12 protein-coding genes are annotated in these 15,354 nt (G+C 67.1%); 2 read left to right on the forward strand and 10 right to left on the reverse strand.

Annotation, left to right across the window (positions count from 1 at the left end):
* Positions 1-17: 17 nt before the first annotated feature.
* The 5 genes from Ga0102493_RS08565 to Ga0102493_RS08585 form a co-directional block, all read right to left on the reverse strand.
* On the reverse strand, positions 18-1,259 hold the full coding sequence (locus tag Ga0102493_RS08565) for a putative DNA modification/repair radical SAM protein (protein ID WP_034901226.1): 1,242 nt from the start codon (positions 1,257-1,259) through the stop codon (positions 18-20).
* Positions 1,260-1,360: 101 nt separating this feature from the next.
* On the reverse strand, positions 1,361-1,693 hold the full coding sequence (locus tag Ga0102493_RS08570) for a PilZ domain-containing protein (RefSeq protein ID WP_051697703.1): 333 nt from the start codon (positions 1,691-1,693) through the stop codon (positions 1,361-1,363).
* A 62-nt stretch (positions 1,694-1,755) separates the two neighbouring features.
* Positions 1,756-3,357, reverse strand: a complete 1,602-nt coding sequence (locus Ga0102493_RS08575) for a DUF6504 family protein (RefSeq protein WP_034901856.1) — start codon at positions 3,355-3,357, stop codon at positions 1,756-1,758.
* The gene (locus tag Ga0102493_RS15920; RefSeq protein WP_236922189.1) at positions 3,296-4,183 is read right to left on the reverse strand and encodes a recA-like protein; all 888 of its coding nucleotides are present in this window, start codon (positions 4,181-4,183) and stop codon (positions 3,296-3,298) included. Before Ga0102493_RS15920 ends, Ga0102493_RS08575 begins: the two co-directional genes overlap by 62 nt.
* 100 nt (positions 4,184-4,283) lie before the next feature.
* Entirely contained in the window at positions 4,284-5,717 is a 1,434-nt protein-coding gene (locus Ga0102493_RS08585; protein ID WP_034901223.1) for a sodium-dependent transporter, read from the reverse strand.
* A gap of 167 nt (positions 5,718-5,884) precedes the next feature.
* On the opposite strand from Ga0102493_RS08585, the gene panB reads away from it, so the two are divergent.
* A complete protein-coding gene (gene panB / locus Ga0102493_RS08590) occupies positions 5,885-6,757 on the forward strand; it encodes a 3-methyl-2-oxobutanoate hydroxymethyltransferase (RefSeq protein ID WP_034901220.1) in 873 nt (290 codons plus the stop codon).
* 51 nt (positions 6,758-6,808) lie between these two features.
* The gene (locus Ga0102493_RS08595) at positions 6,809-7,879 is read left to right on the forward strand and encodes a DUF475 domain-containing protein (protein WP_174544538.1); all 1,071 of its coding nucleotides are present in this window, start codon (positions 6,809-6,811) and stop codon (positions 7,877-7,879) included.
* On the opposite strand, the gene Ga0102493_RS08600 is transcribed toward Ga0102493_RS08595, so the two are convergent.
* The 5 genes from Ga0102493_RS08600 to Ga0102493_RS08620 all read right to left on the reverse strand — a co-directional run bounded on the left by Ga0102493_RS08600 (position 7,851) and on the right by Ga0102493_RS08620 (position 15,219).
* Positions 7,851-8,816, reverse strand: coding sequence for a bile acid:sodium symporter family protein (locus Ga0102493_RS08600; RefSeq protein WP_034901217.1), 966 nt, complete (start codon positions 8,814-8,816; stop codon positions 7,851-7,853). The two genes, Ga0102493_RS08595 and Ga0102493_RS08600, sit on opposite strands and share 29 nt — an antisense overlap.
* 47 nt (positions 8,817-8,863) lie before the next feature.
* Positions 8,864-10,246 carry a tetratricopeptide repeat protein gene (locus Ga0102493_RS08605; RefSeq protein ID WP_069297490.1) on the reverse strand — a complete coding sequence of 461 codons (1,383 nt, stop codon included), beginning with the start codon at positions 10,244-10,246 and terminating at the stop codon, positions 8,864-8,866.
* 97 nt (positions 10,247-10,343) lie between these two features.
* A complete protein-coding gene (prsR, locus tag Ga0102493_RS08610) occupies positions 10,344-11,708 on the reverse strand; it encodes a PEP-CTERM-box response regulator transcription factor (RefSeq protein ID WP_034901213.1) in 1,365 nt (454 codons plus the stop codon).
* Positions 11,708-13,837, reverse strand: a complete 2,130-nt coding sequence (gene prsK, locus Ga0102493_RS08615) for an XrtA/PEP-CTERM system histidine kinase PrsK (RefSeq protein ID WP_034901212.1) — start codon at positions 13,835-13,837, stop codon at positions 11,708-11,710. Before prsK ends, prsR begins: the two co-directional genes overlap by 1 nt.
* On the reverse strand, positions 13,834-15,219 hold the full coding sequence (locus tag Ga0102493_RS08620; protein WP_034901209.1) for a TIGR03013 family XrtA/PEP-CTERM system glycosyltransferase: 1,386 nt from the start codon (positions 15,217-15,219) through the stop codon (positions 13,834-13,836). Before Ga0102493_RS08620 ends, prsK begins: the two co-directional genes overlap by 4 nt.
* Positions 15,220-15,354: the final 135 nt, after the last annotated feature.

The raw sequence follows: 15,354 nt of genomic DNA on the forward strand, positions 1-15,354 counted from the left end.
AGGTTTCGGGGCCACCATCAGAACAGCTCCAGCTGTTCCTGCCGGGGCGCGAGCAGGCTGCGCAGGTCCGCCCGGTCGGTGAGCCGCGTCGGCCGCCAGTCGGCCGCGACGAGGAACGGCCGCACCTTGGCGATGGACTGGGTCAGTCGCGCAAGATCGTCCAGGCGCAAGGTGCGATGTCGCCGCGCGGCGAGGATCTTCGCCACCGCCTTCGTCCCCAGCCCCGGCACGCGCAGCAATTCCTCGCGGCTGGCGCGGTTGACATCGACCGGGAAACGCTCGCGGAATTTCAATGCCCAGGCGAGCTTGGGGTCGATGTCGAGCGGGAGGTTCCCATCCGCCTCCGCCGCCTGCGCGACCTCGCCGGGTGCATAGCCGTAAAAGCGCATCAGCCAGTCCGACTGGTAGAGCCGGTGTTCGCGGATCAGCGGCGGGCGCTTCAACGGCAGCACGGCGGAGGCATCGGGGATCGGCGAGAAGGCGCTGTAATAGACCCGGCGCAGGCCGAAATTGCCGTAAAGCGCGCTCGCCCGGCCCATGATGTCGACATCGCTCGCCCCGTCCGCGCCGACGATCATCTGGGTCGATTGCCCCGCCGGCGCAAAACGCGGCGCGTGGCGAAAGCGTTTCCGCTCGTCCTTCGCCTGGAGGATGCGCGACTTCGTGCGGTCCATCGCGCCTTCGATCTGGCGGGCGTTCTTGTCCGGCGCGAGCCGGGTGAGGCCGCTGTCGGTGGGCAGTTCGACATTGATCGAGACACGGTCGGCGTAAAGCCCTGCCTCATGGATCAGTTCGGCATCGGCTTCGGGAATGGTCTTGAGATGGATGTAGCCGCGAAAATCGTGCTCCTCACGCAGGATGCGCGCGGCCTCGATCAGCTGGTCCATCGTGTGGTTCGCGCTTTTCACGATGCCGGAGGAGAGGAACAGCCCCTCGATGTAATTGCGCCTGTAGAACGACAGCGTGAGGTCGGCGACCTCCTGCGGGGTGAAGCGCGCGCGGGCTACGTTCGAGCTCTTGCGGTTGATGCAGTAATGACAGTCGAAGATGCAGTGATTGGTCAGCAGGATCTTCAATAGCGAGATGCAGCGGCCATCGGGGGCATAGGCGTGGCATATCCCCATTCCCTCGGTCGAGCCGACGCCTTTCCCGCCGACCGAATTCTTCTTCGCCGTGCCGGACGAGGCGCAGGACGCATCGTACTTGGCCGCGTCGGCGAGGATTTCGAGTTTCTGTCTGAGCGAAAGCTGCTGGGCCATAGGAACCTGGAGGAACACCTGAATGTTCCTTATATGTTCCTGCGCGATGCGGCTCCAGTGCTTTCTTTGCAAGTCGGGCCGGCTGGCCCCGGCGAACCGGATCAGAGACGGCGCCGGGCGTCGTCATCCTCATGCGCGTCCGATGCGCCCTGCATCTTGCACAGGTAATCGAGCACCGCGCTGTGCATTTCGCCTTCGAAGGCGACGCCCGCTTCCTTGCCCTCGACCCAGGCGACGACGCCGAGCGGGGCGTTGATCCCGCCGACCTTCATCACCACCCGGTCACCGATGCTGGCAAAGCCGAGACCGCCGCGAATCTTGCAGCCGCCTTCGGAAATGTCGAGCAGGTCGACATAGACCGGGCGCGAACGCACGCGGCCGCGAACGACGAGGCTGAGCGGTCGGCGCTCGGTGGAGCGAGGGATCGAATGCATGTTCATCGCCCCTTTCGGTTAATCCATAAACTTTAATGAATGGCTACGCAGTCCCCTCGGGCTCAGGTGCACAGGCCCTGCAAAAACCAGTCGGGCGCGTGTCCTTCGCGGTCCTTGCCGCGCCCGTCCCCGGCGATGCCGTGGCGGTAGATCCAGTATCGCCGCCCGGCATCGTCCTCGATCCGGTAATAATCGCGCAGCCGCGCGCTCGAACGTTCGCGCCACCATTCGGGAGCGATCCGCTCCGGCCCCTCGACCCGGGCGACCTCGCGCACTTGCCCACGCCAGCGAAATCGCTGGGGAAAGCCGTCGGGCGAGGCATAGAGCACCGCGATCCGCTCAGGACGATCGAGCAGCTTCAAAGGCCGCTGGTGGAATTCGAGCAGACCCTGAGCGGGAGGGACGGGTTCAAGCGGTCCCTGCCAGCCTGTCGCGCGTTCGGGCAGGTGGCTCGCGCGGGGGACCGGGCGACGCACCGCCTCCGCCCCGAGCCGCACGGTCAGCCGGTCGATGCAGGCCGCGAGCGAGGTGCCGCGCTGCTGCGCCGATTGTTCGATATCGCCCTGTTCGAGCGCGAGCGGTTCGGTCCAGCTGGCGGTGAGGCGCACGGTCTCGACCCCGAAGCCCGCATCGACATCGTCGAGTTTCCGGCCGAACAGGCGGATGACATGATCGGGATCGCGCGTCGCGGCGGCGAGTTCGAGCCGGCGCACGATCACCTCGCCATCGACCCGCCACAGCCCGATCTCGAGCCGCCGCGCACCCTCGCCCCGCCCTTCGAGCTCACGCGCCATGTCCTGCGCCAGATCGGCAAGCACCCGGTCGAGCAGGTCGCGGTGGCGGATCGGCTCGACAAGGCGGCGCTGGACGAGCGGCATGGCGCGCGCCGCGACCGGCAGGAGCGGTTCGGGCACGCGGCCGAGCAGCTGGTCGAGCCGGATGAGCGGATTGGCGGCGGGCGATTTGCGATTGCGGAAACGGCGCTGGATCGCATCGCGCGAGGCGGCTTCGCTCTCACCATCGGCACCGCTGCCCGCCACCCCCGCAAGCTCGCCGAGGCGCTTGAGGCCGAGCCGGCGCAGCACGGTCAGCACGTCGTCGTCGAGCCGCAATGCCGCCACCGGCAGCTCGGCGAGCCGGGCGAGGAGGTCGTCCTCGGGGCGGGCGATGCTGCGCACAGGCCCGTAATGGGCGAGCGCCCAGGCCGCCCCCGCTGTCGGCGCGATGGCGCTGCGCACTGCAAGGCCGCGCGTGGTGCAGGCCGTCTCGACATCGGCGAGCAGCCTTGCCTCCCCGCCGAACAGGTGCGCGACCGCGGTCACGTCGACCAGCACGCCGTCGGGCGCATCAAGCGCGCTCCACGGCCCCCAGCGCCGCGCCCACAGGGCGAGCTTTTCGAGGAAGGCGAGGTCGCCCGCCGGGTCCGCCGGGGCGGTGCGCACCTCGGGGCAGACGGTCCGCGCATCGGCAAGCATCGTGCCCACCGCCACTCCGGCCGCGCGGCCCGCATGGTTGACCGCGGCGATGCGCGGGCCATGCGCGGTCTCGGTGATCAGCGCGGTGGGTTCGGCATCAGCACCCTCGCCCGGGGCGCAGGCGTGTTCAGGCCCGAGCCCGAGCCGCCAGCGATCGACCGAAAGTCGCGCGCACCAAAGGGCGAGGATCCGGCGGGGCGGCGCGTGACCCGGCGTCCCGGGCGTTCTGGTTGGCGGCGGTTTCGGGGCGGGCGGGCCGGTCGGCGCGGAGGCGTCCGTCGTCATCGCGAAGTGTCCATTGTCCGGGAATGTGGGAGCGCGCGCGGAACAGCTCGGCGGCCCAGGCAGGCGCGCCGGGCGCATCGGCGTTCCAGCGCGGACGCGCCGAAGGGGCAGCCGCGACCCGCCAGCGCATCCGGGCCGAAGACAGGTCCGCCTGCGCATCGAGCCGGACGAGCCACAGCGCCACGCCATGCTTTTCCGCGGTCAGGCTTAGCCGGCGCGAGGCGGTGAAATCGAGCGCGCGCGGATTGCCCGCGATTTCTCCGATCACGCAGGCGAAATCGCGGCAGCGCAATCCCTCTTCCAGCGCAAACAGCGCATCTTCGGGCGCGCGCGCGGCGACGTGAACAAGCCTTTCCCGCATGTCACGCGGCAGGCCGTGAAGGTAGGGCCGCCCGCCCCGCTCGATCGCGCGCGCGTCCTGCACCCACAGGACGTGGCGCAGATCATGCGGCTCTGCGAGCGGATCGGGCGTGGCAGCCGCCGAGGCCAGCGCATCGCGGGCGAGCGCGAGGGCCAGCCCCGCCCCGCTCGCATCACCGGCGCTCGCGAAAATCTCGCTATGGAGCGGCTGCTCGGCAAGGCCCGGCCGCCAGCGCCCGTCGCGCCCGGGAGCGAGCGTCACAAGATCGCTCGCCGAAAGGCGCAAGGCCGCCCCTCCCCCGCGCGGGCGGGAGGGGACGGGAAAGGTCTGGAGCGCGCTCGCGCCGAGGGAGGATGCGTGTTTCGTCATGGGAACTGCTCTTCGAAGGGGACTCGCGAAGAGGCCCTTTGTTCCCATTATGTTCCACGTAGAGCGCGATTGCAATGCTGCTTGTCGCCTCCCCGGGAATTCAGCTGCCGAGCACCTGCGGAAACAGCCCGGTGACGAGAATCACGCCCACCGCCAGCGGGCACAGCCACGCGATCAGTGCGCGCCAGACCGACAGCCAGAAACCGGACAGCCCGGTCATTTCCTCGACCAGCCGCCGGTCCGCCTTCCAGCCGACGAAAACCGCGGTGAAGAAGGCGACGAGCGGCAGCATGACCTTGCCGGTGAACCCGTCGACCGTGTCGAGGATGTCGGTGTCCGCGAACAGCGGCCAGAAGCCGAGCGGGCGCACATCGGACCAGACATTGTAACCGAGCAGGCACGCCACCCCGATCACGAACGCCCCGCCGCCAAAGACGAGCGACGAGGTCCGCCGGCTCCACCCCATCTCGCCGATGCCCCATGCGACCGGCACTTCGAGCAGCGAGATCGAGCTCGTGATCGCCGCGACGAGAATCAGGATGAAGAAAAGAAGCCCGATCAACGCGCCGCCCGGCATCGTCTGGAAGGCGAAGGGGAGCGTCTGGAACACCAGCGTCGGCCCCGCCGCCGGATCGAGCCCGACAGCCAGCACGATCGGGAAGATCATCAGCCCCGCGATCAGCGCGACGCTGGTATCGGCGATCGCGATGGTGACGGCGGTCGGGCCGAGCGGCGCTGGCCCCTTGATGTAGGAGCCATAGGTGATGAGGCCCGCGACGCCCAGCGAGAGCGAGAACAGCGCCTGCCCAAGCGCCTCGTTCATCGCCTGCGGGGTGAGCTTGCCGAAATCGGGCGTGAACAGGAACGCGATCGCCCCGCCCATCTCGCCGACGAAGGCGCCGTAGACCGTGATCCCGACCAGCAGCACGAAGAACATCGGCATGAGGATGGTGGCGGCCGCCTCGATCCCCGAGCCGATCCCGCGCGCGACGATGAACAACGTGGCGCCCATGAAGACGAGATGCATGGTGAGAAGCAGCATCGGATCGGCGAACAGATTGCCCATTCGGCCCTGGATCATCTCCCGGCTCTCCCCGGCAAGCGCGCCGCGAAACGGCTCGCCAGAAAACACCGCGCCGAGGAAATCCCCGCCCATCACGCCGACGTAATACAGCACCCAGCCCGCGACGACCGAATAGAAGGACAGGATCAGGAAAGCTGCGAGCACGCCGATCACGCCGAAGCCCGACCAACTGCCGGAAGCGCCGGAACGCTGCGCCACCTTGCGGATCGAGCCGACCGCATCGTCCTGACCGGTGCGCCCGATGAATATCTCGGCCAGCACCAGCGGCAGGCCGAGAAGGAAGACGCAGCCGACATAGAACAGGACGAAAGCGCCGCCCCCGTTCTCGCCCGCAAGGGTGGGAAAGCGCCAGACATTGCCCAGCCCGACGGCCGCGCCGATCGCGGCGAGAATGAATGCGCTGCGCGAGGACCAGCCCTCGCGTTCGGTCGAACCGGTGGATGCTACCATGGCGTGAAGAAAACCCTCTGATCGCGCGGCCGTGACGGCGCGCGCCCCTTTTCCCTGATGGAATGTCCCGATGGAATGTCCCGTTGCAACCCTACTGCAACGAAAAGCGCTGGCCGCCAAGGGGCAGTCTTTGCCTTTGCCCGGGAGCGGCGCTAAGTGCGCAGGCCATGTCCACCACCTTTCAGCTCGACACGAGCACCAGCAGGGCCAATCCCACGCCGCAGCCGATGAAGCGGCTGACCGTCCCGCGCATCCGGGCGCGAAAGACCGACGGAGTGACCGAAGACCCGCTGGTCATGCTCACCGCCTACACCGCCCGGCAGGCGCAATTGCTCGACGCGCATTGCGACCTGCTGCTGGTGGGCGATTCGCTCGGTCAGGTGATCTACGGCCTTCCTTCCACCATCCCCGTCACGATGGAGATGATGGCGAACCACGGCGCTGCAGTGGTACGGGGAAGCTATCACTCGGTCGTCGTGATCGACATGCCGTTCGGCTCCTACGAAGCCTCGCGCGAGCAGGCTTTCGACAGCGCCGCGCGCCTGCTCAAGGAAACCGGCGCCGCCGCGGTCAAGCTCGAGGGCGGCGCGGCGATGGCGCCGACGGTCGAATTCCTGAACACGCGCGGCATTCCTGTGATGGGTCATGTCGGCCTGACCCCGCAAGCGGTCAACGTGCTGGGCGGCTATGCCGCGCGCGGACGCTCGGACGCGGAAGCCGACAAGATCGTCTCGGACGCGAAAGCGCTGGACGAGGCGGGCGCCTTCGCGATCGTCGTCGAAGGCGTGGTCGAACCCATCGCCATCGCCGTCACCGAAGCGGTCTCCTGTCCCACGATCGGCATCGGCGCCTCGGCGAAATGCGACGGGCAGGTGCTCGTCACCGATGACATGCTCGGCATGTTCGAACGCGTCCCGCGTTTCGTGAAGCGCTACGAGAACATCGCCGAGATCATCGAAAAGACCGTCGCAACCTACGCCTCGGAAGTGCGCGCGCGCAGCTTCCCGGGCGAGGAACAGACCTACCAGCCCAAGGGTTGAGACCGGGCAAGCCGCCGCCTTCCCCTCCCGCCTGCCGGAACCCAAGCTGCCATGCAGACCCTGCTTCGCTACTACACCTTCTCGCTGTTCTTCACCGCGGCCTGCCTTGCCGGAGCGGCATATTACGGCTGGGTCAGCAGCGGCACCGTGGCGGGCATGCTGTCAGTGCTTTGGATCGTGGTCGTGCTGTCCATCCTCGAGGTCTCGCTCAGTTTCGACAATGCAGTCGTCAACGCGACCGTCCTGCGCGAGATGGACCCCGTCTGGCAGCAGCGCTTTCTCACCATCGGCATCCTCATCGCGGTGTTCGGGATGCGGATCGTCTTTCCCATCGCCATCGTCTCCATCGCGGCGAATATCGGGCCGTGGGCGGCGGTCGAACTGTCGCTCGGTAACCCGCAGGAATACGAGCGCATCGTCTCCGCTGCGCATATCGGGATCGCGGGCTTCGGCGGCGCTTTTCTGGCGATGGTGGGCCTGAGCTTCTTCTTCGACGCGGACAAGGAGGTCCACTGGATCGGCGCGCTCGAACGGGGGATCAACCGCTTCTCGACCTTGCCCGCGGTCGAGATAGGGCTTGTTCTTGCACTGCTCTACGGCGTCTCGATGATGCTGTCGCCCGAGGAATCGCTGACTTTCCTCACTGCCGGCCTGCTCGGCCTGCTCACCTATATCGCGGTCAACGCCCTCGGCGAATGGATCGAGCAGCGCGAGGAGGCCAAAAAAGCGAGCGGCCAGATGGTGCGCTCGGGGCTTGGCGGGTTCCTCTATCTCGAAGTGCTCGATGCGAGCTTCAGCTTCGACGGGGTGATCGGGGCGTTTGCGTTGTCGAACAACATGATCGTGATCGCCATCGGCCTGTCGGTGGGCGCCATGTTCGTGCGTTCGATGACGGTCCATCTCGTGCGCGCAGGCACGCTGGCGCAGTACCGCTATCTCGAACACGGCGCGTTCTGGGCGATCATCGTGCTGGGCGCGATCATGCTGCTGTCGGCCCGCTGGCATATTCCGGAAACGATCACCGGGCTGATCGGCGCGGTCCTGATCGGGCTGTCGCTGCTCTGGTCGATCCGCCACAACCGCGCCGAAGCGGCTAGAGAGGCGTCCGCGCAAGCCGGCTAGCGAGCGGGGCGGCGACCACCAGTTGCAACAGGTGGTAAAGCAGCAGAGGGGCAATCACGAAGCCGGCCATTTCGGGAGCGAACAGGATCGCTGCCATGGGCGCGCCGATGGCGACGCTTTTCTGCGAACCGGCGAACAGGAACGCGATCCGGTCAGCCCGCGCCAGGCCTAGCGCTCCGCCCGCAAGCCACGCCCCCGCGATCGCGATTGCGAGAAAGGCGCTGACGAGCCCGATCAGCACGGCCCACTGCACCGCCCCGAACATGCCTGCAAGGCCCTGTTCGACCGCACCCGAAAAGGCGACATAGACCGCAATCCCGATCACTCCCCGGTCGAGCCATGCGATCCGGGCCTTGCGTTCCACGATCCAATCGCGCGTCCAGCCCTGCACCGCCTGCCCGATCACGAATGGCAGGACCAGGATCACGCCGATCCGTGCAATGGTCTCGTATCCGATCTCGACCGCTTCCCCGCCCCCGAGCAGAGCGAACAGCGGCGCGGTGATGAAGACTCCGGCGATGTTGACCAGCGCCGCCCCTACCACCGACAGCGCGACATTGCCGCCGGCAAGGCTGGTATAGCTCGTCGCCGATTGGACGGTCGAGGGAAGGCAGCCGAAATAGAGAAAGCCGAGCGCGACCAGCGGCGGCAGGGCCAGCTCGGCGAGCTGCATGAAACCGAGCCCGATCATTGCCATGACCCCGAAGATCCACGCCAATAGCGGCACGAAATAGCGCAGATTGACAAGCCCGCGCGCGATCTCGCCGCGCGCTATGCGCATCCCGTTGACGAGAAACAGCACGAAGATCGCCGCGTTCGAGACAATCTGCGCCGCGCTGCGGGCGTCTCCGGTTGCGGGAAGGAGCACTGCGAGCGCGGTCGCGACCACGAGAACCGCGATCATCGGGTCGGCAAGGATGGCGAGGCGCGCAGGCATGGGACGCGCCCCTGCCCGCGCCGGTGCAGAATGTCGAGCGCTTCGCTTTACCGCGCTGCGAAACCGCGCGGGGCAAGCGTATCGGCGCGCGCGGCCAAACGCCCGGCTTTGTCCTGCTGGCCCAGCGCGCCCGCGGCCTCGGCGGCGAGGCGGAGCAGCGCCGGGTCGTTTCCAGCGCCCAGCGCTATCGCCCGGTCGAGAAGGAGCTTCGCGCGCAGCCAGTCCTCGCTTTGCGCGCTACGAGCGGCGAGCATGACGAGTGCTTCGGCATTGTTCGGCTCACCCGCGGCATGGCGGGCCAGCAGGCGGTCCGCTGCCGCCTCATCGCCGAGCATGCGATAGGCATGGATCGCCTTCTTCGCTAGGGGCCAGGGGCGGCGCACGCCGACCGCATCGCGATAGGTTTCGAGCGCGCCTTTTGCATCGCCTGCGGCAAGCGCGACATCGCCCGCCAATGCGGCGATGTCCGAGGACGAGGCGAGGCGAGCGCGCAAGGTTTCGGCCGCCCGCCGTGCGCCTTGCCGGTCGCCCGAAGCGAGCAATGCGCGCACCCGCGCCGTAGGCTCCGGCAGGGCCTCTTCAGACCCCAGCAGCGCGATCTCGCGGGTCGGGCCGGACGCTGCGCGCTCGAGGAATGGCGCCGCCTCACCGCGCTCGCCGAGCCGCTCGAGCGCGCGTCCAGCCAGCATGGAGAGATAGGGGGATGCATCGGGTCGGCGCGCCCGCCCAGCGTAGAGATCGACCAGTTCACGGTCCCTGCGCCCGAGCCAGAGCGCGCGCGCGTGCAATTCAGCGACGCGGACATTGCCCGGCTGGCGACGCCCGAGGTCGGCAAGCTTTGCCGCCGCGCTGTCGTGATTGCCCTGTGCGAGATCGATCAATGCATCGAGCAACACCGCTGCGGGCACATCCCGTTCAGCAAGCCCGCTGCGCGCAAGCAGGCTGCGCGCAAGCACGTTCTCACGCGCCCGCGCGGCAAGCACGGCGCGCAGGAAATGCGCCCGGGCGGCTTCGGGTTGCCGCTCGCCAATCCCGTCGAGCGCGGCGAGCATGGCGCGATAGTCACCGTTCTCGCCCAGCGTCGCCGCATAGTCGATGCGGATTTCCGGATTGCCCGGATCGGCCGCGAGCGCGGCCTCGTACCAGCTGCGTGCGGCGCGAAACCCGTGTGCATCGCGCACCAGCTGCGCACGCATCAACAGCGCGGGGCCATCGGCGGGATCGAATTCGAGCGCCCGTTCTACCGCCTCGAGAGCCGCGATCTGTTCTCCGCCGCGAAAGCGAAGCCTGGCGATGGCGACCCAAACAGCGGGGTTGTCCGGCTCCAGCGCGCGCGCTTCGTCGAGCTTCCGCCCGGCCTCGGCGAGGTCGCCCGCACGCATCATCTGGCCGGCTTCGGCAAGCAGAGCGAAGGAGGCGCCGCTCCGCACCGATGCGACAGGGCTTGCCTCGGGCGGGGCTTCGGCACATCCCGCGAGAGCCGTAGCTGCCGCGCCCACAGCCCAGAATGCCGCGCCGAGCGGCCGATCAGGCCGAAAGGTCATATTGCTTGAGCAAGTCGTAGAGCGTGGGCCGGCTGATCCCGAGCAGCTTTGCCGTGTTCGAAATGTTGCCCTCGCTGCGCGCAAGCGCATGGCGGATCACCCGCCGGTCCGACTGTTCGCGCGCGGCCTTGAGGTTGAGCGCTTCGGCGTCCTCCTCGTCCTCGTCCGCGAAATCGAGATCCTCCGCGTTCACCAGCTTGCCGTCTGCCATGATGACCGCCCGCTTCACCCGGTTTTCGAGCTCGCGCACATTGCCCGGCCATTCGTGGCGGTCGATCGCGGCGAGCGCGTCCGGCGCGAAGCCGGTCACGGCAGGGTTCATCTCCTTGGCGAAGCGTTTGAGGAAAGCCTTGGCGAGCAGCACCGCGTCGCCGTGGCGTTCGGCAAGTCCGGGGATCCGCACCACGATTTCGGCAAGGCGGTAGAACAGGTCCTCGCGGAATGTGCCCGCGCCGATCATCGCCTCGAGGTCCTGGTGGGTCGCGCACACGATCCGCGTATCGACCGAAATCGCCTTGCGCCCGCCGATCCGCTCGATCGTGCGCTCCTGCAGGAAACGCAGCAGTTTCACCTGGAGCGGCAACGGGATATCGCCGACCTCATCGAGGAAGAGCGTGCCGCCATTGGCGCTTTCGATCTTGCCCTCGGTGGTCTTGACCGCTCCGGTGAAGGCGCCCTTTTCGTGGCCGAAAAGCTCGCTTTCGAGAAGGTTTTCGGGGATGGCCGCGCAATTGATCGCGATGAACGGCCCGGCGGCGCGGTCGCTCGCATCGTGGAGGCCCTTCGCCAGCAATTCCTTGCCCGTCCCGCTCGCGCCAAGCAGCATGACCGAAACGCTGGTGCGCGCGACGCGTTCTATCGTGCGGGCGACTTTAACCATTTCAGGGGCGCCGGTGATGAGCCGGCCGAGCACGGTCTTCTCCTCGCCCGAACTCGCGACGAGGCGGCGATTCTCCGCCTCGATCTGGTGGAGGTTGAAGGCGCGCCTGACGATCAGGCCCAATTGTTCGATATCAACGGGCTTCTGGTAGAAATCATAGGCGCCCCGATCGATCGCCTGCAAGGCGCTTTCGCGCGCGCCATGCCCGCTCGCGACGATCACCTTGGTGTCGGGTTTCAGCGCCATGATCGCATCGAGCACGGCAAAGCCTTCGCTGGTCCCGTCAGGATCGGGCGGCAGGCCGAGGTCAAGCGTGACGACGGCGGGCGCCTCGCTCCTCAGCGCGGCGATCGCGCTGTCGCGGTCCCCGGCGATGACGACGTTGAAATCGTCATAGGCCCATTTGAGCTGGGCCTGCAGGCCCTCGTCGTCCTCGATGACGAGCAGGTTGGGTTTCTTGTCGGCCATCATGCGACCTCGTTTTGCTGGGCTGAAGGGGAATCTCCCGCCGTCCCGCCAAGACGCGCGGCCTCCGGCAGGGGCAGGGTGATCGAGAAGCGGCTGCCGACGCCCTCGCGGGATTCGACCGCAAGACGCCCGCCCATTGCGCGGACCATCTCGCGCGCCTCGAAGGCGCCGATGCCGAATCCCCCCCGCTTGGAAGAGACGAACGGCTTGAACAGCGAATTGCGGACGAATTCGGGCGACATGCCGTGGCCGGAATCGACAACGTCGATGCGCCCGGCGAGCCCATCGCGCACGACGTCGAGATGGACCGGGGTTTTCGCATCGCTCGCATCGAGAGCGTTCTGGACGAGATGGATGAGCGCCTGTTCGAGGGATTCGCGGTCGGCGACGACCTCGATCGGATCGGCCCGCGTAAGCGCGACCGGATGGACGCCTTCGAAACGTTTCGCGACAGTCCTTGCAAGCCCGGCAAGATCCACCAGGCCAAGCTCCTGCACCTGCCCTGCCCCGTACCGCCCAAGCCGGGCGAGAAGAGCTGCCAGCTTCTCCGAGGATTTGCGCAGGGTCACCAGCATGTCGGCGCGGAACGCCGGATTGTCGGCGTGCTTTTCGGCATTGGCGGCCAGCAGCGACATCTGGCTGGCGAGATTCTTGATGTCGTGCATCACGAACGCCATCCGGCGATTGAATTCGTCGAACCGGCTCGCATCCATCAGGGCCTGCTGCCCGGCCTGTTCCGCAAGGTAGCTCGCCAATTGCTGTCCCGCGACGCGCAGCAGGTCGAAATCTTCCCAATCGAGCTGCCGCTCAATGCGGGGGCGGGCAAGGATGATCGCGCCGACGAGGCGTTCGAAATGAATGAGCGGGACGAGTGCCCAGGCATCTTCCGCCTCGCGAAGCCAGGCGGGCACTTCGGCAAGTTCGCCGTGATAGTCGGTCCCGGCACGGACCTCATCGAGATCGAGGATGTGGTGGTGCTGTTCGAGCAGGCCCGACAGGGTGTATCCTCCTGCGATCGCGGGGACTTCGATGGTGGGCCAGTTCCAGCGCGCGGTGAGTTCGAGCTGCGCTTCCTCGTTGGGAACGAGCAGCAGGCCCGCCGGGCTGTCGCTGATGTCGGCGATGGCCTTGACCGCGCGTTCATGGAAGCTGGCCGACCCGCCCGAGCCGCGCCCGATCGTGCGGGTGAAGCGGAGCCATTCGACGCGGTAATCGTAACGATGCTGGAACAGGTGCTTTGCCGCCATCACCCGGATCCACGAACGCACCCGCTGGGACGGCAGCCAGATCACCGCGCTGACGATGGCGAGCACGAGAAACGCGACCTGGCCCGTGCGCGCGACATCGCCGCCGATCAGCGCGAGCGAGCGGGTGACCAGGACCATGACGAGCAGGTAGCTCGCGATCACCAGCAGCGAGAGCGTCTGGAACGTCACCGCCCGCGAGGGCCGCAATTGCAGGCTCGCTCCGCGCGCATTCGCACCGATCGCGAGCAGGCCGATCATCGCGCCTGCAAACAGGCCGCGCAGCGCGACCAGCACCTGCGGGCTTTCCCCACCGAGATAGGCGATGGTGTGGAGGTTGAGATCGTAAGCGAAGATCCCGGCGAAGGCGATGCCGCTCCAGCGCAGCACCTGGCGCGAAGCAGCGGCAGCGCCCGCATAAAGGTTGTGAAGCAGCATGAGCACGCCGATCGCCACCAGCATGGCAAGGACGGCCGAAACCTCGAAGATGACAGCTTCGAACTGCCGCGCGGGATCGACCCGCATTTCGATCGCGAGGATCAGCGGCTGGAGCAGTTCGACCAGCACCAGCGCAAGGATCACGGGACGGATCGGTCGCAGGCTCTCATCGCGCCCGTCGGCCGAGAAGAGCCGGAAGATCACCGCGATGAAGGCGAGGTTGCGGGCGGTCGCGATCATCGCGGTGGCCGGCGCGTCCGGACCGAGTGCTGCACCAAGCACGCACCACAGCGCCGTGAGCGCGCTCGCCGCCATTGCCGCCTCGCGGTCGGGACGCGCGCGGTCGCCGAAGCGCGCGATCCACACCAGCGCGCCGGATGCAAAAGCCGCACCCGCGATCATGCCGGCAAGCCCGAGATAAGGCGCAAGACTGGCCGAGCCGATCACCGCGCGCCCTCCGGCCAGAGGATCACCCGCACCGTCTGCAGCAGGATCACGAGATCGAGAAAGGGTGTGTAGTTCTTGGCGTAATAGAGATCGTATTCGAGCTTCTTGCGGCTGTCCTCGGTCGAGGCGCCGTAGGGATAATTGATCTGCGCCCACCCGGTGATGCCCGGCTTCACCATGTGGCGTTCGCCGTAGAAGGGGATCTGCTCCTGCAGGTCGTCGACGAATTGCGGGACTTCGGGACGCGGGCCGACAAAGCTCATCTGGCCGGTCAGCACACTCCATGCCTGCGGCAGTTCATCGATCCTCACCTTGCGGATGAAGCGCCCCAGGCGAGTGATACGCGGATCGTTCTCCTCGGCCCATTTCGCGCCGTCCTTTTCCGCATCGGTGCGCATGCTGCGCAGCTTCACGATGCGGAACGTCTGGCCGTAAAGCCCGACCCGTTCCTGCCGGAAGAAGGCCGGGCCCTTGCTGTCGAGTTTCACCAGCACGGCAAACAGGGCGATGAGGGGGAAAGTGGCAAGGAGCAGGATCAGGCTCGCCACGATGTCGAACAGGCGCTTGACCGCGCTCGAGAGCAGGCGACCGCTCGAAAACCCGTCGGAGAAGATCAACCAGGACGGGTTCACCGTGTCGAGATCGACCCTGCCCGTCTCGCGCTCGAGGAAGCTGGAGAAATCGTTGACGTGGACGCCCTTCGTCTTGATCCGCAGCAGGTCGCCAAGCGGCAGCGCGTTGCGTCGTTCCTGCAGCGCGAGGACGACTTCGGACACGCCGAGATTCTCGACGAAGCGCCCCAGATCGTGAATCGCCTCGCGCGCGATGGCCTCTTCGACGACGCGCTCGGGCTCGCCCATGGCGATGTAGGAAACGATCGCAAAGCCGCTTTCGGGCCGCTCACCGAGGGCGCGCAGGCGCTGCGCGCGGTCGCCCGCGCCCAGCACCATCACACGCCTGCGAAAGGCCGAGGAGCCGAGGAAGCTGTTCAGCAGCAGCCGATCCGCAACCAGCACCAGGATCGCGAAACCCATCGCGTAGAGCAAGGTCGAACGCCAGAAAGTGCTTCCCGGCAGGATGAAGTCGATCGTCGCCAGCGCAATGATGCCAAGGCTGATCGCGACCAGCAGCCGCGCACCTGCGAACCGCAGCGAACGCAGCGCATTGGGCCCGTACACCCCGACCGAGATCATCGCCACCCACACCACGCTCGCAGTGGCGACCAGCGGCAGCCAGCGTTCGGCGAGCGGTCCCGGCTCCATCGCGATCTGCGCCGCCCGCAGCTGCCAAGCCATTTCGCTCGCCACCACCAGCAGCGCAAGATCCAGCAGGCCGAGCAGGATCACGGCATGCGGGATATAGTGCTTGAACAGGCGGATCATGGGCTTGGCCAGTTTCGGTTGAAGGAGCGATCTCGGGTGGCGGGGTTGTGCGCCCCTCCCCTTCTAGGCCTCAGAGCTTAAGTGTCGGTAAACCTTACACTGCCCGCGCAAGCCCGCAGGACGCCTTGGCTGTGG

It is taken from the genome of Erythrobacter litoralis, assembly GCF_001719165.1.
Lineage (GTDB): Bacteria > Pseudomonadota > Alphaproteobacteria > Sphingomonadales > Sphingomonadaceae > Erythrobacter > Erythrobacter litoralis.